The organism is Streptomyces sp. NPDC043896, from assembly GCF_056435605.1.
The window spans coordinates 16,677-36,130 of the sequence record NZ_JBWKEE010000041.1 but is presented as its reverse complement, the minus strand read 5'-3'; the positions used below and the strand labels follow the sequence as shown (position 1 = coordinate 36,130).

The 19,454-nt window shown below is 70.0% G+C and carries 20 protein-coding genes and 3 pseudogenes; 5 read left to right on the top strand and 18 right to left on the bottom strand.

What is annotated here, in order from left to right; all coding sequences use genetic code 11:
• Nucleotides 1-90: 90 nt before the first annotated feature.
• Complete coding sequence (locus AC069X_RS36110) at nt 91-759, bottom strand: DUF998 domain-containing protein (protein ID WP_478735599.1); 669 nt, start codon at nt 757-759, stop codon at nt 91-93.
• A gap of 557 nt (nt 760-1,316) precedes the next feature.
• Here AC069X_RS36110 and AC069X_RS36105 point away from each other — a divergent pair.
• The 4 genes and pseudogenes from AC069X_RS36105 (at nt 1,317) to AC069X_RS36090 (ending at nt 4,127) form a co-directional block, all read left to right on the top strand.
• The gene (locus AC069X_RS36105) at nt 1,317-1,520 is read left to right on the top strand and encodes a cold-shock protein (RefSeq protein ID WP_478735597.1); all 204 of its coding nucleotides are present in this window, start codon (nt 1,317-1,319) and stop codon (nt 1,518-1,520) included.
• Nucleotides 1,521-1,735: 215 nt separating this feature from the next.
• Nucleotides 1,736-3,235, top strand: a complete 1,500-nt coding sequence (locus AC069X_RS36100) for a DEAD/DEAH box helicase (protein WP_478735595.1) — start codon at nt 1,736-1,738, stop codon at nt 3,233-3,235.
• A gap of 60 nt (nt 3,236-3,295) precedes the next feature.
• Nucleotides 3,296-3,736 (top strand): annotated as a pseudogene (locus AC069X_RS36095) (CBS domain-containing protein).
• Nucleotides 3,737-3,785: 49 nt separating this feature from the next.
• Nucleotides 3,786-4,127 carry an SCO5918 family protein gene (locus AC069X_RS36090; protein ID WP_478735593.1) on the top strand — a complete coding sequence of 114 codons (342 nt, stop codon included), beginning with the start codon at nt 3,786-3,788 and terminating at the stop codon, nt 4,125-4,127.
• Between the two features lie 78 nt (nt 4,128-4,205).
• Here AC069X_RS36090 and AC069X_RS36085 read toward each other — a convergent pair whose 3' ends face one another.
• The gene (locus tag AC069X_RS36085; protein WP_478735591.1) at nt 4,206-4,565 is read right to left on the bottom strand and encodes a hypothetical protein; all 360 of its coding nucleotides are present in this window, start codon (nt 4,563-4,565) and stop codon (nt 4,206-4,208) included.
• Between the two features lie 651 nt (nt 4,566-5,216).
• Between AC069X_RS36085 and AC069X_RS36080 the strand changes: the two genes are divergently transcribed.
• A complete protein-coding gene (locus AC069X_RS36080) occupies nt 5,217-5,555 on the top strand; it encodes a helix-turn-helix domain-containing protein (RefSeq protein ID WP_478735589.1) in 339 nt (112 codons plus the stop codon).
• 223 nt (nt 5,556-5,778) lie between these two features.
• Here AC069X_RS36080 and AC069X_RS36075 read toward each other — a convergent pair.
• The 16 genes and pseudogenes from AC069X_RS36075 to AC069X_RS36000 form a co-directional block, all read right to left on the bottom strand.
• Nucleotides 5,779-6,031, bottom strand: a pseudogene (locus tag AC069X_RS36075) (tyrosine-type recombinase/integrase); the annotation flags it as partial.
• On the bottom strand, nt 6,032-6,469 hold the full coding sequence (locus AC069X_RS36070; protein ID WP_478735587.1) for an NUDIX hydrolase: 438 nt from the start codon (nt 6,467-6,469) through the stop codon (nt 6,032-6,034). It abuts the pseudogene before it with no gap.
• Between the two features lie 17 nt (nt 6,470-6,486).
• A pseudogene (locus tag AC069X_RS36065) lies at nt 6,487-6,648 on the bottom strand (NUDIX hydrolase); the annotation flags it as partial.
• Nucleotides 6,649-6,757: 109 nt separating this feature from the next.
• A complete protein-coding gene (locus tag AC069X_RS36060; RefSeq protein ID WP_478735585.1) occupies nt 6,758-7,009 on the bottom strand; it encodes a hypothetical protein in 252 nt (83 codons plus the stop codon).
• Between the two features lie 12 nt (nt 7,010-7,021).
• The gene (locus tag AC069X_RS36055; protein ID WP_478735601.1) at nt 7,022-8,383 is read right to left on the bottom strand and encodes a WhiB family transcriptional regulator; all 1,362 of its coding nucleotides are present in this window, start codon (nt 8,381-8,383) and stop codon (nt 7,022-7,024) included.
• 160 nt (nt 8,384-8,543) lie between these two features.
• Nucleotides 8,544-9,161, bottom strand: a complete 618-nt coding sequence (locus AC069X_RS36050; RefSeq protein ID WP_478735583.1) for a hypothetical protein — start codon at nt 9,159-9,161, stop codon at nt 8,544-8,546.
• Nucleotides 9,161-10,213 (bottom strand): hypothetical protein, encoded by a 1,053-nt coding sequence (locus AC069X_RS36045; protein ID WP_478735581.1) that lies wholly within the window; start codon nt 10,211-10,213, stop codon nt 9,161-9,163. Before AC069X_RS36045 ends, AC069X_RS36050 begins: the two co-directional genes overlap by 1 nt.
• 5 nt (nt 10,214-10,218) lie before the next feature.
• Nucleotides 10,219-10,836, bottom strand: a complete 618-nt coding sequence (locus tag AC069X_RS36040; RefSeq protein ID WP_478735579.1) for a hypothetical protein — start codon at nt 10,834-10,836, stop codon at nt 10,219-10,221.
• A 31-nt stretch (nt 10,837-10,867) separates the two neighbouring features.
• Nucleotides 10,868-11,491 (bottom strand): hypothetical protein, encoded by a 624-nt coding sequence (locus AC069X_RS36035; protein ID WP_478735577.1) that lies wholly within the window; start codon nt 11,489-11,491, stop codon nt 10,868-10,870.
• Between the two features lie 12 nt (nt 11,492-11,503).
• On the bottom strand, nt 11,504-13,729 hold the full coding sequence (locus AC069X_RS36030; protein WP_478735575.1) for a hypothetical protein: 2,226 nt from the start codon (nt 13,727-13,729) through the stop codon (nt 11,504-11,506).
• Nucleotides 13,730-13,891: 162 nt separating this feature from the next.
• Nucleotides 13,892-14,434 carry a hypothetical protein gene (locus AC069X_RS36025; RefSeq protein WP_478735573.1) on the bottom strand — a complete coding sequence of 181 codons (543 nt, stop codon included), beginning with the start codon at nt 14,432-14,434 and terminating at the stop codon, nt 13,892-13,894.
• A 49-nt stretch (nt 14,435-14,483) separates the two neighbouring features.
• Nucleotides 14,484-14,711 (bottom strand): hypothetical protein, encoded by a 228-nt coding sequence (locus AC069X_RS36020; RefSeq protein WP_478735571.1) that lies wholly within the window; start codon nt 14,709-14,711, stop codon nt 14,484-14,486.
• 145 nt (nt 14,712-14,856) lie between these two features.
• Complete coding sequence (locus tag AC069X_RS36015) at nt 14,857-15,408, bottom strand: hypothetical protein (RefSeq protein WP_478735569.1); 552 nt, start codon at nt 15,406-15,408, stop codon at nt 14,857-14,859.
• Nucleotides 15,409-15,463: 55 nt separating this feature from the next.
• Nucleotides 15,464-18,463 carry an ATP-binding protein gene (locus AC069X_RS36010; RefSeq protein ID WP_478735567.1) on the bottom strand — a complete coding sequence of 1,000 codons (3,000 nt, stop codon included), beginning with the start codon at nt 18,461-18,463 and terminating at the stop codon, nt 15,464-15,466.
• A 7-nt stretch (nt 18,464-18,470) separates the two neighbouring features.
• On the bottom strand, nt 18,471-19,025 hold the full coding sequence (locus AC069X_RS36005; protein ID WP_478735565.1) for a hypothetical protein: 555 nt from the start codon (nt 19,023-19,025) through the stop codon (nt 18,471-18,473).
• Between the two features lie 106 nt (nt 19,026-19,131).
• A complete protein-coding gene (locus tag AC069X_RS36000; RefSeq protein WP_401250552.1) occupies nt 19,132-19,392 on the bottom strand; it encodes a hypothetical protein in 261 nt (86 codons plus the stop codon).
• Nucleotides 19,393-19,454 lie beyond the last annotated feature (62 nt).

Below are 19,454 nucleotides of genomic sequence, written 5' to 3'. Positions count from 1 at the left end.
CCGCCGGCATCTGGCACAACTGGACCACCGGCGCCCCCGTCAAACGATCACTGATCGCCTACGACCACTGAAGACATCGGACTCATTCATCTAGCGGTTCGCCGGGGTGTCGGCCAGCCTGGCGGTTACCGCCGCCAGCCACAGCAGGCCGAGGCCCGCGCCGACGGTGAAGGCCAGGACGGACGCGGCCGATGCCATGAACCCTGCGAGGACGACCACCGGCACGACGCGGGAAGCGACGGCCCAGCCCCGCAGGCCCCGGGCGGCGAGCGGACGGGCCAGGACGAGGAACGCGGCGCACAGGGCGAGGTAGCCGACCATCCCGCCGAACATGTGGGCGGCACCGTGCCCGCTCATCACGGTCGCCTCGGGGGTACCGGCGGGAAAGCCCGCCCCGGCGTCGGCCGGGAAGACCGCCGCGACCCAGAACGAGACAGCGAACACGCCGACCAGGACCGGGCCACAGGTCCCGCCCGGCGCGCCGCGCAGCACTCGCCGCAGCCCCGTCGCGCCAGCGAGGAGCAGCGCACCGGCGAGCACGAAGTTCACCGTCTGGATCCAACCCGCCTCGCCGAGGGCGAGCTGGCTGATCGCGTTCCGGGTGAAGCCGAAGCCGTCCCGCACGAAGCCCTGCGCGAGTCCGGCCGCCAGGAACAGCGGGCCCGCGACCTTTCCGCCGGCCACCATCCACGCCGTCGCCGGGCGCGGTGCGGGAGCGGCGGAGACGACGTCGTGGGGGGCTGTCAGCGTGTGGGTCATAGCGAGGCATTCCTTCCATCGGTTGTTTCGCTCGTATGACCGACGGCAAGGGGCAAAGTCATCGCTCCCGCGATGTGCTCTGGATCACAGCGCGGGTTCGATTCCCGTCATCCGCTCTTGAACGAAGGCCGGTCAGCGACCGGGGCCTTCGTTGTGCGCCACGATCGCGGATCGGCATCGGCCAGCCCGTCCTCGCGGTGGGGGTGTCCTCCGCGCCCGCCCCTGGCGGTGCCCCGGGGCCCGGTCCGCGCTTCCGAAAGGCTGCGCTCAGGGGGATTCAATATCTACGAGCGCGGTCCGAGAATTTGCCGAGCCTCGCAGGGAGAGTTTTTACCGCAACGCGCGGAGAGCGTTTTCTTTCCGCACGGACGTCGCTGCGGCATGCTACTGTCGATATCAGTTGCAGTTTTGGTACCCAAAGACTTCAAGCGCCTCCGGTCGGCCTCGCCGCCCAGGATCGCTTTTTATTTCCGGTCATTTTCCGGGCAGGGCATCATCGCGGCGACACGGCATCCGCAAAGTGCGGATGCCGATGTACTGCCCAAAGGAGATATGACATGGCTACTGGCACCGTGAAGTGGTTCAACGCGGAAAAGGGCTTCGGCTTCATCGAGCAGGACGGCGGCGGCTCGGACGTGTTCGCCCACTACTCGAACATCGCCACCCAGGGCTTCCGCGAGCTGCAGGAGGGCCAGAAGGTCTCCTTCGACATCGCGCAGGGCCAGAAGGGCCCGACGGCCGAGAACATCGTTCCCGCCTAAGCCTGACGCGCAGCTCGTAGCTGGGGCCCGCATCCCTCGGGGTGCGGGCCCCGGCTACAGGCATTTTCGGCAGCGGTTACATCGGCGAGACGACCGCCAATCCCTGCCAGCGGAATTCGCTTTCGCATTCCCTTCGGCCCGTTCTTTTGGTTCCCCGCGCCGCTCCACCACTGCGGGAATTCCTTGATGACGTGCCGCATCAAGGAAGGTTCTGCGTGAACCCCACACGTACGAATAGCCGCTCCCCCCACAGCCGCCGCGCCGGCGGCTCCGCTTTCGGCTCCACCGCCGCTCCCGTCCGGGGCGGGCGCTTCGCTGCGTCTGCCCCCAGCCGTACGGGAGACCCGAGCCGCTCGGGTGGCCGCAGCCGTCGGCCCGCCCCGATACAGGGTGAGTTCACCCTCCCGAAGACGATCACGCCGCCGCTGCCCGCCGTCGAGACGTTCAGCGAACTCGACATGCCCAAGGAGCTTCTGGCCGCGCTCACCGCGCAGGGCGTGGCCGTGCCGTTCCCGATCCAGGGCGCGACCCTGCCGAACTCCCTCGCGGGCCGCGACGTACTGGGCCGCGGCCGGACCGGCTCCGGCAAGACCCTCGCCTTCGGCCTGGCCCTCCTGGCCCGCGCTGCCGGGCAGCGCGCCGAGCCCCGCCGGCCGATCGCCCTCGTCCTCGTCCCCACCCGCGAGCTGGCCCAGCAGGTGACCGACGCCCTCACCCCGTACGCGCGCGCCGTCCGGCTGCGCCTGGCGACCGTGGTCGGCGGCATGCCCATCGGGCGCCAGGCCGGCGCCCTGCGCGGCGGTGCCGAGGTCGTCGTCGCCACCCCCGGGCGCCTCAAGGACCTCATCGACCGGGGCGACTGCGCGCTGAACCGGATCGCGATCACCGTCCTGGACGAGGCCGACCAGATGGCCGACTTGGGCTTCATGCCCCAGGTCACCACCCTCCTGGACCAGGTGCGCCCCGAGGGCCAGCGGATGCTGTTCTCCGCCACCCTCGACCGCAACGTCGACCTCCTGGTCCGCCGCTACCTCACCGATCCCGTCGTCCACTCCGTCGACCCCTCCCAGGGCGCGGTCACCACGATGGAGCACCACCTCCTGCACGTGCACGGCGCCGACAAGCACCGGGTGACGACGGAGATCGCGGCGCGCGAGGGCCGAGTGATCATGTTCCTGGACACCAAGCACGCCGTGGACCGGCTCACCCAGGACCTCCTCGACAGCGGAGTGCGCGCCGCGGGGCTCCACGGGGGCAAGTCCCAGCCCCAGCGCACCCGCACCCTCGCCCAGTTCAAGACGGGCCACGTCACCGTCCTGGTCGCCACGAACGTCGCCGCCCGCGGCATCCACGTCGACCATCTCGACCTCGTCGTCAACGTGGACCCGCCGACCGACCACAAGGACTACCTCCACCGCGGCGGCCGCACCGCCCGCGCGGGCGAGTCCGGCAGCGTCGTCACCCTGGTCACCGCGAACCAGCGGCGCGGCCTGACCCGCCTCATGGCCGCCGCCGGCATCGTGCCCCGGACCACGCAGGTCCGCTCCGGCGAGGAAGCGCTCCACCGGATCACCGGCGCCCGGAAGCCCTCCGGAATCCCGGTCACCATCACCGCGCCGGTGACCGAGCCGCGTCAGCGCGGTCCGGTGTCCCGCGGCCGACGCAGCGCCGCCGCGGCGGCCCGCCGCGCGAGCACGCAGCGCTCCGGCGCATGAGCCCGTGCCGGCTCGCGCACCACGTGAACAGGAAACCGACCCACCTTCACAGGAGGCATTTTGACGCTGGTCCAGACGCAGCCCCGCTCGGCGAACGCCGCCCCCGTGGACGGGAGGGTCGCCGTCGCCCCCGAATCGGCCGTGCCACGGGTCGGTGACGACATGACGGTGGAAGTGGCCCTGTCCGTCGTGATCAGCGCCCGCGCGGGGCATCTGCTCATCTGTGACGACGACGGTCGGTGTACCCGGACGGTCACTCGCGAACAGCTCGCCGGCATCCGTGACAGCAGCGCGTACACGGACCGCATCCGGCTGCGCGACATCCTCGGCGACCACGGAATGCGTGGCGACCGCGGGATTCGTGGCGACCGCGGGCCGTTCCTCTCGGCCCGCACCCCGATCGCCCCGGCAGCCTGACACCCGACGAGAAACCGTCGGAGCGGCGCCCCGTCCGTCGCGGCCGGCCACGGTGGCGCCCCGAGCGTCCTCGACGCCGCCTGAGCCGGCCCGCCGCCGCCGGATCCTTCTCCCCTTCTCCCTGTGAGGCACCATGCGTTGTGTCATCGCCCGATTCCCGTTCGATCTGACGAAGAGCGGCGTCCTGGAATCCATGAAGGGCGTCAAGCCCGAGCCGATCACCGGCGAGTCCGTGATCATCGGCCGCCGTGCCTACCCCGTCAAGCGGGTCGGCCAGGTCGTCACCCGCCAGGACCGCCGTGACTTCACCGCCGGCGAGGTCCTCAGGGCCATGACCCGGCTCGGCTTCACCTGCCGCGGACTTCCCGGCGACGACACCCCCGCGCTCGGCGTCACCCCGGTCCAGCAGGCGTCCGCGCTGCTCGGCGCCCCGGTCGCCTTCCGGCCGGCGGGACCGGCGGGAGCCGCCATCTGAACAGCCGGAAGAGCCCGACCCGCATACGTGCCGGTCGGGCTTTTCCGCGTACCGACGGGCCTCCCCGACGGCGCCGTGTCAGTGGTCGGAGTAGCTGAAGTCGCCCATGCTCCAGGCGCTGACGTCCGCGATCGCGACGCGGTACATCCCGCCCGTCTCGGGGATCCCCATCGTGCCCTGAAGGATCCGGGCCACATGGAAGTGCAGATGTGTGGGCGGCTCGTCACCACGCGGCCCGGCGGCGAAGACGGCGGAGAACTCGCCCAGCCGGGCCGAGTCCGTCAGGACCTCCGACACCCGCTGCCTCCACGCGGCTTCGGGAGCCAGCCGGCCGGTGATGACAGCTCCACCGGTGACCACGGTCAAGGACATCTGATTGCTCTGCGCGGACTCCACCAAGGCGGCGACGTCGACGAGCAGCTCGTCAGGCTTCGACATGAGAGCCGATTCTATTCACCCTCCGTCCCGCCGCAGAAGGCGTCCGCACGCCCTGACACGGCCATCAAGGACTAGCTCTCCTCTCGATGTAAAAAAATCTATCTCGCCCAGAGTAGACATTGGGTGGTGGCGTGGTTACGATTCCTCTCGTAGCCCAGCGAGACAAGCGGGCCTGGCAGAGATGAACTGCCGGGCGGCAGTAACCGCAGGTGCAGGACGGTGCGGTGGTGGAGTTCTGAAGCCAGGTTTGTGAGGACGGCGACGGGACTGACGACCGGACCGGGTGGCCCGCAGTGATCAGGGGCCGCCACGAACGGGACCGCTGTCATGGCAGTCGGGGTACCCGTCAGTGCAGTACGCAGTACCCGTTGGGAAGCAGTTGATCACCGAGGGAAGAACGGAGGAGCTGAGCGCGCCATCAGGATCGCCCGGGCGCAAGTCCTGAGCCCGGGTACCGCAGGACATCGACAGCGAGGTGGTCTCCGGTCAAGCAACCGCGATCCCCGCGTACCCGCCGGCATCTCGGTCGGGTCGGCGGAAACAGAAGGCCGGTGCAGTACCAGGACCGGCAGATGGTGTAGTAGTTCCTTCGGGGCCCTGGTGCCAGTACTGGCACCAGGGCCCCTCCACGCGTTCACCAGAGAGGTGCCAGTGACAGCAGACAACTCCTTCGACCGCCTCGACGACGACGACTACCCCGCCTACACGATGGGCCGGGCCGCCGAGATGACCGGTACCACGCAGGGATTCCTGCGCGCCCTCGGCGAAGCGCGCCTCATCACTCCGCTGCGCTCCAGCGGCGGCCACCGGCGCTACTCCCGTTACCAGCTGCGCATCGCCGCCCGCGCCCGGGAGCTGGTCGACCAGGGCACCCCCATCGAGGCGGCCTGCCGCATCATCATCCTCGAGGACCAGCTCGAAGAGGCCCAGCGCATCAACGCCGAATACCGACGCGCCGCCGAGTCGTCCCCTCCGCCGACCGCGGACTGAGTCGGGTGAACGGGGCGACCACGCGGCCATCGAGGACGCCCTTCGTGGGAGCTCGTCGCCTCCCCCGCGCACCTCGCCAACGCTGGGATGCGGCGCCCACTCGGCGGATCGCTCCCAGAGAGAGGCAGCAAAAAAGCTGATCACCGCGTACCTGCCCTGGTCTACGACAGCGTCGGACGCCCGCTGAGCGGACATGCCGGCGAGGTCCTCCAGGAGACGCCGAGGGAGTCGAACAGGCGGCGAGGAAGGCGAGGCCCTGGGCCCCGTCCTGTGCGAACCACTCCAGGTGCCGGCGGACGCCCGCACGGGACTTGGGGTCACCGATCACCCGGCGGCCCGTGTTCAGTTCCGGCGCGGCGCAGCTCGGCCGGTTCCTCCGGCCGCATGGAGGCGAAGGCCCCGAGCAGGACCATCAGCCGCCGGCGGATCCCGATGGCCTCGGCGAGCGCGAAGACCTGCTCGACGGTGGTGAGGGGCTAGAACCCGGCTCCCACCGTGAGGGAACCGGCCCCGAGAGCGCCCCGGATGACGTGGGCGATCTCCTCGGGCTTGAGGTTGATGCCGTCGAGACCCTCGACGGTCAGCGGGATCTCCTCCAGCGCGTATTCGCCTCGGCCCTCGGCGCTGAACTCCGGGCCGGTGCGGTCCTCGAAGGACCACGTCTTGACGCGGGCGACGTAGAAGAACTGGCGCTCGTCGTCGGCCTCCATCGTGTGGAGGAGCCGCACGATGTCGGCCTTCCCCGCGATCTCCTCGTGGATCTCCCGGTGGAGGGCAGCTTCCCGGCACTCGTCGCCGGCCTCGACGCCGCCCCCAGGAAGCACCCAGTACTCGGGGATGCCGGGCCTGGTGCGGCGGATGACCAGCATCGTGTCGTCAGCGGTGACGAGAACGGCGCGGACCCGTTCGATCATGTGCTCCTCTGCCTTCCTCAGCGGTCCAAAGCCGCGTCGAGCTGCTGTTGTACGGGCTCGACCAGCCCGTACGGGACGTACTGCGGGATCTCGGCGTGAGCGACCCAGGCGAGCTCGGCCGGGTCTTCGGTATCCGCGACGTGCGCGTTGCCGCCGATCACGTGGCAGGCAGGTCTGGACCCGTCACCCCTCGCCGTACCCTCGCCGTGCCGCAACTCCTGGGAACGCCCCGACCGGAGGCCCTCTGGCGCACCACACGGAGACCGACCCTCGCCCGGCCGCCCCCGGTCAGCGGTGGGCGTCGGGCAGGGTTTCCGTGCTGCCGTCGGGGTGGATGAGGAGGCGGACCGCACCGCCGTAGCGGTCGTCGGTTATCACAGCAGGGGTCGGTACGCCGAGCTGCTGGGCGCGCTGCTGGAGGATCCCGATGACGACGTCCTGGATGTTGCCGAAGGGCGGGGCCGTCACGGGGACCTCGTCGATCAGGCCCGCGTGGTGGGAGAAGACGCGGACTTCCGCGGCCGGAGGGGTGGGCTGCACGGCAACTGCCTTTCAGGAGTTCGGGACGGCTTCGCCGGTGGACGGCGGGTTCACGGTGTAGGTGCCGCGCGAGACCCGTCGCAGCCGGCCCGCCTTGACCATGGCGGACAGGGCGTTGCTGACCGACTTCCCCGCGTCCTGGTACGCACCCGGGGGGAGCGCCCCGACCACGTCGCGGCCGGTGAAGTGCCCCGGGAAGGAGGACACTGCCGTCTCCACAGCGCGCCGCAGGCTGGGAACGCCCCAGGGACCCGGCCCGCCCGCCCCCGTGGCGGAACGGTGCGGGTGGCTGTCGCCCTGGATGCCCCCGTGGCCCTCGCCGTGGTCCTGGCGCGGGGTGAGGGGCTGGTAGCGCTCCAGGTGCGAGCCGAGCTCGCGCACCGCTTCCAGTACGGCCGCCAGACTCCGGGCGTGCGCGACGGCGGCCGGGTCCGCGGTGCGGGCTGCGGGGACGAGCACCGCCGTGATGGCCTCCACATGGTGCAGCGAGTCCGCCAGGCGGCGCAGCAGGGGCTCGAAGATGTCCTGCCGCAGCGCGGCGACGGGGTCGCTGGTCGCGAGCTCGATGCTCACGGAACCGGTCAGAGCGCTGTCCGTCACCTCGTACGCGGTCTCGTCACCTGCTGCCGCACGCCAGGACTCCAGGCTCATGCGGGTCCGGGTGACCGCGGCGAGGAGCTCGGGCGCCACGGCGGCGGACGGGGTGAACGCGAGCATCCCGGCGAGCTGCTCGGTGGCCTTGAGTACGGGGAGCGTGGCGCACGCCAGCGGGCCGAGCACGGCCTTCTGTATGGCCAGGGCCGGATCGGCGAGCGAATAGGTGATCCGTGCTCCCGACGGGGCCGGAGCGGCCGTCTTCGCCGCCTCGTCCGTGTCGGCGCGCTGTCGGCGGTCCGCTGGGAGGTGCTGTGCCGAATCCTGCCGCTGGGCGGGAACCGGCCCCTGGGCGGGAACCGGCCCCTGGGCGGTACCCAATGGCCGGCGTGCCCGGTGCTCCTGGAGGGCGCTGAACGCGTCGAGTACCGCGGCTGCTTCAACCGCTCGACCGCTGCCGCCGCCCGTGGCGGACTCGGCGGCGGTCAAGCGTCCCCGGCTGTCGCCGATGTGCAGCCACCTGCGGATCCAGCGCCGGTCCTGCTCTGTGGTGGCGGCGGCGTAACCGCCCGGCTCGGACCGGACGACGGAGCCTTGCAGGCATTCGGCCCACACGGGGCAGGAGAAGCACAGCTGCCGGGCCGCCTGGGTGAGGGCCTGGCTCCGCCGCATGCGGAAGGGAAGTTCCGGAGCACCCGCGGACGGACGTTCCAGGAGCGGCTCCGCGAAGATGTCGGGCCGCCGCTGGCAGGGCAGAAGTGTCGTGGCGGCCGGCAGCATCGATGCCGGCCGGGTTCTCATCGCTGTGCTCGCCATGAAAGAAGTCCCCCGATGCTCTTTGTAACCAACGGGGACTCTAGAGCAGGCCAATTGGCAGCGGCAAAGCCGTACCGCTTGTTGTGGATCACTTATTACACAACGGGAATGACGACCCACCAGCTCACCACGCATCCGTGTCAGGAGCTGCCACGACCCGGCGGAGGCCCCGGCGCTCCGCCCTCGGTTCACGCTGGTTCACTCTGGAGAATGTTCTGCTACGAACCATCAGGACCCCTGTGACGCACAGGAATCCAAGGGGAACACCGAATAGCGGCGCCAACATCCCTACCCCGGACGCCCCGACGAGCAGTACGTCCGCCAGTACGACGGTGACGCCCCGGCGGCCCCGGGGCCGCTTCAGCATCCAGGCACCCAGCAGCGCCATACCGCCGAGCGCCCAGTAACCGAAGACCGCCTGACCGCTGAGGAGTCCGCCGGAGGACCCGCGCGCGATGTCGCCCGCGGCCGCCAGGTAGCCGGTCATCGCGGCGGTGACGACGGTCGAGGCGAGACCGAGCAGCAGCTGGCCGCGACGGCGCAGCAGCCAGACCCCGACGCCGAGGGCCAGCAGCACGCTCATGGTGAGGAACGCGGCCATGCTGGACGAGGCGAGGAGGAAGAGCGTGTAGGCACCGGCGATGCCGAAGACGATCCGGCGGAGCAGCCGCACGGCCCAGGCGTCGTCGCGCTCCTGACGGAGCAGGCGGCGGAGGGAGTCGAGGGAGGGGCGAGGGGTCATCACGGACCGTCCATACCTGTCGCGGGGGTGCGGAGGGTGAGGGCCGGAGCGCCCGCGCTTTCAACTCCGGTGGCCGGTCCTGCGGTCTCGCGCCGGGTGATGGTGGTCGGCTGCTGGAAGCCCATCTGCCAGAGCGGGCTGGGAAGGCGCTTCGGCGTTGCCTGCTGCTCGGGCGCCTCGACGGCGGGGGCCTGTGCCTGGGCCGGGGCCACGGCCTCCATCAGGCTGTCGATCTTCGCCTTGCGGGCCTCGGGGGTGTCGGCCGCGAAGCCCTGCGGGTCGATGTAGCGGGGGAGGTCCTTGTTGTCGAACTGCGCGACGGCCCGCACGGCGTTCGTACCGGCCTCCGCCCGGGTCACCTCGGGCCAGGAGTGGGGGGCCTCGTACACGAAGTTGATGTTGTGCAGCCCGACGTTCGGGTTCTCGCAGAGCGTGCCGAGTTCCTTCTGGTGCAGGACCGCCCGGGTGTTGCCGATGTCCGCGAAGACCACCACCCGTCCTTCGGCCAGCCCGCCGTACGTCGCGGAGATCTCGTCCCATTTGGCCTTGGCGTAGTCCGGGCCGAAGCCCGCCCGTGCACCACCGAGGGCCTTGATGACTTCCGGTTCCCAGAGGAACATGCCGTCGAGTTCACTACCGCCCTGGGTCGTTTCCAGGGTCTGTGCGGTCCCGGGATCGGTCGCGTTCTGCTGGGCTGCCCACTCCTCGGCTATGAAGCGCTGGGACAGGAACGCGACGCCCCAGTCGTTCTTCGGCGCGTCCGGGTGCTCGATGCCGTACGACCAGAAGGCACTGATCGGCTTCGTCCCTTCTGGCGGCGAGAGCTTCGTCTTGTCCGTGGCAAGGGCGTCGATGTACTGCCTCGCCTTGGACACACGGGACTTGCCGTCCTCCGACACCTTGTCCTCAAACCCTGCCGCCGTGGCCGCGGCCTTGATGCGCCGCGCTATGGATCGCGCATTGACCTTGGCATCCAGGGCCGCCAGCTCCCGGGCCTTCGCCCGGCGCAGGGCGCCATTCTCTATCTCTTGCGGAATCGGTTCCGGGCTCACCGCCGTCAGGCCTCCAGCGGACGGGGATAGACCTCGAGATCCATGTTCACCACTCCGGCATCGGACCGGTCGGCGGTGCCCACAGCCGGTGTGATGCGCAGGCTCACGAGGGCGCCTCCTGGAGCGGCGAGCTCCCAGTAGGCCATGTGGTAGGGGTTCTTCTCCTCGATGCGATCGGCGTCCTGGGGGATCGCGAACTCGCCGAGCTCCCGCGGGAAGGAGTCGGAGTCCCAGGCGCCTTCCCAAGCCGGGGCACCGAGTACCGAGGACACGGCGTCGCGGTAGAGGGGCCAGACCTGGTCGGCCTCGGCCAGCACCTGCGCGTTGCCCTCCGGATTCATCGCCGACTCGCCCCACACCCAGTGCGACAGACTCTGCACGGGCGCCCAGCTGCCCCCCAACGCGTTCAGCGTCATCTCGCCCCCGGTGGCCGTGCGCACGTTGAGGACGTACTCGAACTGGGTCGGCGTCCAGCCGAACTGGGCGCACCACTCGTCCAGGCCCTGGCTGGGCAGCGGCGGGCCGTTCCAGACGGTCTCCCAATGGACGTCGGTCAGCCCGCGCAGCTCGGTGACGAGTTCCTCCGGGGTGCGGTCCACCGGCGGTTCGAAGGGCGTGCTCATGTCGTGGTCTCTCTTTCTCGCGTCGTGTACGTCACAGCAGCCAACCGGGGCCGTCGAGCGCCTTCGGGTCGGCCGGTCCGTGGAAGGTGAGGGAGATCGTCCCACCCCCCGCGAACCCGCCGTCCCGGTGGTCCAGGGCGAGCACGATGACCGGGGCGAGCGGGTTGGGGTACCGCCACTGGGCCAGCCGGTACGGGGCCCGGAGCTCCCGCCGCTCCTCGGCGTCGCCCCACCGGCCCGGAGCGGGCGGCTCCGGGAAGTCCGGGCTGTCCCAGGTGCCCTCCCAGCCCGGTGCGCCCAATACGGCGGTCATCCGGGCGAGGTGGGCCGCGTACCGGTCGAGGGCGACCGCCGGCACGGTCCCGCCTTCGGTGTCCCCGGCCGCCGTGACCTTCCAGGCGGTGTACGACGCCCGGGTCACGGGCCGGTCGAGGCCGGCCCGTGCGGCCAGGTGGAGGCGGCCGCCCTGCGGCGTGCGCACCCACAGGCCCGACTGGGACCACAGCGGCTGCCAGCCGAAGCCGGCGCACCACTCGGCGCGCTCGGCCTCGTCCGCCGGCATCCCGGGCCATACGGCTCGCCAGTCCACCCGCAGGAGCGCGCCCAGCTCGGCGGCGAGCTCCTGCGGGGGGTGGTCGGTGATGACGCTTGCCATGCTCGGGCCTCTCTAGCGGTCCGTCACCCGGCCGTCGTCTCCGCGCGGCGGCGGGGATACGGGCGGTGTCGGCGGATTCGGGGGTGTCGGCGCGCTCCGGGGGGCGAGCTCCGTCGGCCGCTGCTGCTGGCGCGCGGGCCCGGGGTCCGGCGCGTTGACCCGCGTCGCGGTGGAGGTCGGGGGGCCCTGCTGAGGGGGAACGGCGGGCGACGGCGCGGGGGCCGGGGCCGGGGCCGGCAGGGGCGGTGCGGGCTGCGGCCGCGGCACGTAGGCCGACGGCGTACCACCGCCAACGAGGCGGCCGCTGCTCTGGGCCTGCTCGGCTTCTGCGGCTTGCCTCTCGCGCTTGGCCTCAAGCGCCGCGTACTGCTCCGTGAGCTGATCCTTCTGGACCTCTGCGGTCTGGTACGCGGTCTTGCGCTGTTCACGCTTGGAGGGTTGGGGGGTGGAGAGCTTGCCTTCCTTCTGCCACCGACCGTCGTTCTTCTTGTTGTCGTAGGTCCGTACAGCGGCCAGCGTGCCCTTCTTCGCCACCTTCGCCGTGCCGCCGGCGACACGGCCCGTCGCCTTCGCGGCGCCGACCACGGCCCCAGGGGCGTACTGGCCCAGCTTGCCGCCCACCGTGTTCGCCATGTCCCCGACGCCCAGGGCATCCTCTGCCCCGGCGATCTGCGGGCTGTAGGCCCCCGACAGCAGCTTCTTCAGCATCATCACGACGGCGACGGTGACCAGCAGCAGCATCAGCAGCTGCATACCGAGGGAGATCTTGGCGGGCAGGATCATCTGGTACAGCACGAGCAGCACGGTCAGGATGACGCCGAAGCCCGCCCTGAGGACGAAGCTGTGGATGAACGTCTGCAGCCAGCCCTTCAGCAGCTTCTGCTGGGACGGGTGGATGCCGATCGTGGCGATCAGCGGCAGCATGATGATCATGATGAGGGTGACGGCGTGCCACAGCAGTGTCAGCGCGCTGAGCACGATCACCATGATGCCGACGATCAGCGCGGCGATCAGGGAGTAGACGGCCAGCCCGATCCGGTTTCCGGCGTCGCGCCCCGCCCATTCGTCGAACGCGACGGGGTAGACGCGCTTCTTCGGGTCATCGCTCTCCTGGTTGGCGCCCTTACCGCCGGCCATGTCCTGGCGGACGCCGTACCAGTCCTTCTTGTACTTGTCCTCTGTACTGACCTCGTTGGTGACGTCGATATTGGTCATGGACTGCGAAACCATCTGCCGAACGCGCAGGTCCTCGCAACGAGCGCCCTTGCCGTAGTCACAGTCGGTGGCGGCGCTGGCCGGCTGGCAGGTGCCGTTGACCACCTTGCCGCCGCCCTCCCTCTTGAAGATGCAGTTGGTGCCGCCCGGACCGAACTGACCCAGCGCCCAGGGCCGGAACGCCATCGTGTCGTACATGGCACAACTCGAGATGCGCAGACCACGATTGGGGGCGTTGGAGGGCAGGTCACAGGGCGGCTGCATCTCGTCCGCCATGCCGCTGAGCACCGCTTCGCTGAGGTAGCTGTTGGCCGCGGCGATACCGGTGTCCGCCTCGTCGATCACCTTGCGGAAGTTGCCGCCAGTCAGGAGGGCCACGACCGCGATCGTGGTCAGGGCGGCCCAGCCGACGCCGGACCAGGCTTCACGCATCTCGCCCTTGCGCCATTTCCCGAAGACCCATATGCCGGTGAGGGCGATCATGACCGGGACGGCGGGGATGAAGACCTTCACCTTCAGCGTATCCACGACGTTGTCGCGTCCGCTGTACAGCCCGCTGAGGGGGCTCGGGTTGGAAGCGAACTCCTTGATCGATATGGCGACTCGCGTCAGGATCTTCGTGCCGTCGAAGACCAGGTTCGCGATGCCGTTGTTGACGAAGTCCATGATCTCGCAGTCGTCGGCGCCACTGGCATCCCTGCCGGCGTCGGTCTGGGAGGCGTCGCCGATGCCACGCTGCGTGCCGGACCAGTTCATGCCGCGCACGCCGTTCAGCTCGTACATGGTGTACTGGTTGGCACCACGGGGCATATTGACCGCGCCGGTCACCATGCCCGTAGTGTCGTTGAGGTTCTTGGCGCGCTGGGCTTCGTTCTCCCACTGGTTGACTGCGGGGAACCATCCCTCGCCGTTGGCGCCCGGTTGGTCCAGCTCGTAGGAGTCGTCCCCGGTGAAGCTGCACGAGAAGTCCGCGGACGCCGTTGCGGGAGCCGCCAGCGTGAGCGCGATCAGCGCGAGGATCACGAACACACCGGACCTGGCGGCCCGGCCGACTCCCTTCACCCGGTCACGGAACCGCGCGCCTTCGGTGGCAGTTCCGCGTGACTTGGCGCTACGGCGCAAGAACATCGGCTTCCTTCTGGGGTTTCCGCAAGGGACGGGGCGCGGGCTGGAACGGCCTGTGGGCTACGAGGGGAGGTGGTCGGTCACGAAGCACCCCTTGACCAGTTCCTCGTTGACCTTGTAGCCGCTGGGGATTTCGGCCTTGTGCTTGGCATTGCAGGACATCAGGAAGAGCCCGGCCCGCTTCAGGCCCTTGGCGCCGTCGTCGCTGCCGGATATGACCGCGAAGTCCTGCCCGACGAAATAGCTCGAGTCGAAGTCCGCGTCGCCTTGCTGGGCCTTCTGGTTCGCCTCCTGGAACTTCTTCATGTCGGACAGGAGCAGCAGGGTGGCGTACTTGCCCCGCTCGTCCTTGCAGGTCGCCGTCTCCTTGACGGCGAACGAGGGTTCCTTGAGGCGCTTGTCGGCGGCCTCACCAATGCGGCCCGCCTCGAGCTCGCGGCAGGTGCCACCGTTGTTGATCAGCCTTTCGATACCGGCGATGCTGTCCGCCTTCGGCAGGCCCAGGGCTGACAGCGGCCCGCCCTCCCCTTGCCCGCCGCAGCCGGTCAGTGCCGTCAGTGCGACGGCCACGGTCACGGCGGTGAAGGTCTTGGTCAAACGCATGGTGTCTCCTTGGGTGAGGCGTTCAAATCGGGTTCGGTGCGAGGCGCCGCTACCGCGAGGCAGCAGGCCCGCCGAACAGAACCGTGGCGTAGTTGAGGGTCATGGGGCGCGTCTTCTCCCACTGTTTGACAGCCGGGAAGACCGATTCGATGGAGCCGGGGTTGTCCATCTGGTAGCTGTCGCGGCCGGTGAAGGAACAAGCGAGGTCAGCGGCGCGTGCCGGGCCGGGCACGGCCATGGTCAACGAGAACGGCGCGAACATCAGGAATGTGCCCATCCGCGCAGCACGCCCGGCCGCCTTCGCCCCTTCGCGGAGCGAGGGGCGGGCGGAGAGATCTCCACGTGGCTTGGCGCCACAGCGCACGGACATCAGCTTCCTTCTGGAGTTCCGCAACGGACGAGTGGGGAGGCGGCGGTGTGGGCTACGCGGGGAGGTAGTCCGTCAGGATGCAGCCCTCGACCTTGGCATCGCGCTTCACGTAGCCGCTGGGGATCTCGCTGTTGAATTTGGGGTTGCACGAGGCGACGAGGAGTCCGGAGGACTTCAGCGCGCGCAGGCCGCCGCCCTCGTTGGGAATGACGGCGAAGTCGGCCCCGACCAGGGCGATCGCGTCGCCCTCCTTCCCGGCTTCGGCGTTCGCCTTGAGCGCCTGCTGGAACTTCTTCATGTCGGAGATGGCGACCAGGGCCATGTGCCCCCTCTCGGCATCGCAGTACACCTGTTCCTTCACGCCCGCACCGGCGCCCTTGGGGACGTCTTCGAACGCCGTGCCGCCGTGCCGCTCCCCCGGCGGGTGCATCTCCAGGTCATTGCACTGGGTGTACTGGTTGACGAAGCGCTCCATCGCGGCGACGTCCTTCGCCTTCGGCAGGCTCTTGCCGCCGCTTCCGGTTTCGGAGTCTCCCTCGCCGCCGCAGCCCGTAAGGGCCGCGAGCGCCGTGAGAGCGGCTGCGGCGGTAAGGGTCCTGGACATGCGCATGGGGTCTCCTGTGGTGGTGTGTTCGGATTGGTCTCGGTGCGAGGCTCCGCTACCGCGAGGCAGCGGGCTCCGCGTCCGCAGCGGCCGGCCGCTCCTCGCGGGCGGCCTCCTGCATGAAGGTCCAGTCCCACACGCTGAGCGGCGGGTCGATGGACTGGCGGCCGGGGCGGGTGGTGCCGTTGGTGTCCGTGGCGGCGAGGATCTCCTGGAAGACCAGGTCCACCGCGACCGTGCCGACCCGCTTGTCCACGTCCCGCTGCAGGCAGACACCCGTCCGCAGTTCCTGGAGGGAGCTGGACACCTTGGTGTCGCTCTCCGGCCGGCCGAGCAGCGGGGCCACCAACGAGGCCTCCTGGGTGGACTTCTGCTTGAAGGCGAAGACCGTGTGGATCTGGTTGGCGCCACCGCTGCGGGCCTCGGAGTCCTCGATCTGGACGAGGTCGATGGCCTGCTGCGTGATCAGCACGATGACCGCCAGGTACGAACGGCCCTGCTTCAGCGCCCGCCGCATCAGGTCGCGGCCGCTCTCGGTCGCGGTGACGACGTACGCCTCGTCGACGAACAGCGCCTTGGGCCGCAGTCCGACCTCGCCCGTCACGGGGTTCTTCTCGTAGCCGACGTCGAGCATCTGGCTGCCCAGCTCCACGACCGCCATCAGCGCGGTCGCGGCCAGCCGCTCGGCCGGGTTCCAGCTGCGCGGGTCGGAGGAGGCCGGGGTCTGGAAACCGCGCAGGGTGATCACCGTACGGCGCTTGCGCATCGCGGACAGCATCTGCGGCTTCTCCGCGAAGGCGAGTCGGGCGTACGGCAGGGTACGCAACTCGGTGAGCAGCATCTGGGCGAGCTTGAGGTCCTTGACGGCCTCGCGGTCCCCGCTCGCCACCGCGTCGTCGTAGGCGCGTACGACCTCGTCGACGACCTGCCACAGCGTCGGCCGGGGCACCTGCCGCTCGGCGTCGCGGGCGCTCAGGCCCTGTTCGGTGGCCTGCCGGATCGCGGAGTTGTACCAGCCGACCACCGTGGCCATCGCCTCGATGACGGGCAGGCGCACCCGCTGGTAGTCCTCGTCACCGAGGAAACCGCGCAGCATCGTTTCGGCGAGCAGTCGCCCGGAGGGCACGTCGCGCGCGACCACCCACGGGTCGAGCACGCCGGCCTGTCCCTTGAGGAGGTCGACGACCTCGGTCTCGGCCCAGAACTCCGGGTTCACCGGCTGGAAGCGGCTCTGCGGGGTGCCGAGGAGGCCCGTCTCGGCGTCGAGGGGGAACTCCGGGTCGTTGACCTGGGATCCGAAGGCCAGGTAGTAGCAGAGCTGGGCGAAGTCGGTCTTGGGGTCGATGACCAGGCAGCGCACGCCCGACTCCGACTCCTCGTAGAACTTCTGCAGGGCCAGTGAGGACTTGCCGCCACCGGACGCGCCGACGATGGCCACGCCACCACCGTCGTTGCGGGCGGGGCCGACGTGCAGCGAGTAGTGGACCGGAGTCTTGCCGGCCCAGCCGACCAGGTTGCCGACCCAGCCGAGCTGCTTGCCCGACCGGCGCTCGGGGTTGTCGCCCAGCTCGGTGCCGGCCGTGGGCAGCCCGGCGCCGAGCTGCTCGACCTCCTGGAGCCGCAGGTACGGCGCGATCGGCAGCTTGGGCGCGTCACCCGGCAGCTGCGACTGGAGCAGGCGCCACTGCTGGCGGCTCGGGCGCAGCAGGGTGACCTTCAGGTCCTGCTTGAACTGCATCTCCAGGACGCGGCGGCGCCGCTCGAGCTCGGCGAGGTCGGGGGCGGAGATGGTGAAGCGTATCTGCGCCTCCATGCCCGGCATCTTGTGCTCTTCCACGTCGTCGACGAGGTTCTGGGCCCGGGTGACCTGGGCGGCGAGCTGGGTGCCGGGGGCACGGCCGGAGTTGGCCATGTCGTTCATCTCGTCGACGAGGTTGCCGCTGATCTTCTTCGCCCGGTCCTGGAACTTCAGGTACGGGATGAGGGTGAACCGCATGTCGATCTCGACCGGGAAGTCGACGTGCTGTGCCGCGTAGCGGGCCCACGCGGTGGACTGCCGGAAGCGGGTCTCGGTGGGCCAGCTGGCCGCGACGAGGGTGGTCGTGTAGCTGGTGCGCCGCTCGCCGGTCATCTCGTCGTACTGGTGCAGCACGATGTGCGTCTTGCGGTTCTCACCGGAGAAGTCGACGACCAGGTCGAACTGGTCGGGGCCCCAGGCGCGGCTGCCGAGCACCGGCTCGGCGGGAATCGGCAGGTCGCCGTGGAGCGGCTTGCGGATCAGCCAGACCAGCTCCTCGCGGCTCAGCGGGCTGCCGCCGAGGCCGTCGAGGCCCTCGTGGATCTCGCGGGCGACCTGGGTCCACCGGGCCAGCAGCTCCGGCGACAGGTACTCGTCGTGCACGCCCGTGGCACCGGCCGCGGCCGCGTCGGCGGCGTCCCGCACCGAGCGCGTGACGCCCGACTCCTCGACCGGGTCGTCCCCGCCGGGGAGCACCCCGTTGTCGCTGCCGGACTTCCGCTTCATCGAACCCAGCTTGACCAGCAGGATGTTGCGCTCGCGCTGCGCCCCGATGCGCTCCTGGTACTCGGCCTTGCGGAAGTTGTACGCCTTGTAGTTCTCCGTCGGCTCCCAGGCCACGGCGTTGAGCTGCTCGGCCCAGTCCTGGGCGGTGATCGGCCGGTACACCTTGCGGTAGTGGCACTCGACGTTGCGGTCGCCGCGGGCGAGGTTGAGCAGCGCACGGGCCGGGGCCTCGGCCATGGCCTGGAGCTCGACGGCGTTGAGGTACTCGTCGATGGCCGTGGGCAGGGCGATGCCCGTCCAGACGGAGTCTCCGTGGACGAAGATCATGTCGTCGGCGTACCGGTAGGGCAGCCGCATCTCCTCTCGCCGCTTGGCCGGGGCCCGGCCGCGGGAGGAGCCGCCGCCCGACTTCGCCGGGCTGCCGGAGCCGCCGTTCTCGGCCCCGGCGTTCTTCTTCGAGGAAGTGGACGCGAGGAGCATGGCGATCAGGAAGAAGGCAACCGCCCCGCCAAAAAGGATCAGCACGAACATGGAGGAGTCATCCTGCGGTCTCGGTGGTTGCGGTCTCGGCGGGTGCGCTCGGTGAGGGCGCGATCGGGGGTGGAGCGGACGCGGCGTACGAGGAGCCGTGCAGGGCCGCCGTCACGAGTGCCGCGTCGTACCGCTTGTGCCAGCGGCGCGCGCCCGGCTGCCAGAGGATGACCTGCCAGCGCAGCTCCTCCGGCTCACGGTCCGCGGCCAGGCCCTGGAGGCGCTTGGGCTGCACCCAGTAATCGGCCCACACCACCACCTGCTGGCTGAGGGTGAGGGCCGAGGGCAGCGGCCGGCCCCACACGAAGTAGACGCCGACCGGCGGCCCGAGGTACAGGACCGACGTGATGAGCGACAGGCCCATGAAGGGCAGGAGGGCCGACAGCGTCAGCAGCAGCACGAACCACAGCACGCCGAAGCCGAAGGCGGCGCCCAGGGCGGGCAGGAGCAGACCGGGAAGGGGGATGTTGCCCCAGTTCCAGATGCGCTTGGGCCGGTTCAGCAGGTCCGTGTGGTCGTACGCGACCATGGGCGGCGGTGCGTCCGGCGTGTCCTGCGTCATCAGTCGGTCCCCCTCTCTGGTGTGGCTGCGTGCTCCGCGCATCGATCGCGGGCGGCACGTCTGCGGTCGCGGGCCGAGTTCTGTTCGTCGCGGCCCGTCCCCTGGATCAGCCCTTGCCGCCGATCTGCTCGCCGAGGCTGATGAGCATTCCGGCGAGACCGGCGGCGCCACCGATGATGAACGCGGCCAGCGCGATCATGCCGAAGCCCTGGAAGGCCTCGCGCATGCCGTCGCCGCGCTTCATCGACAGCAGCATCCGGATGCCGAGGATGAGGAGGGCGCAGGAGGCCACCGTGAGGCCCAGGCCGGCCAGGATGCCCTGGATCTTGCCGAACATGCTTTCGAGGGTCGTTGCTGCCAGGATCATGGCGTGTCCTTCGTTTGTGAGGGGCGTACGGATGGGTGTCGCGTCGTACAGGGCGGCCGGTA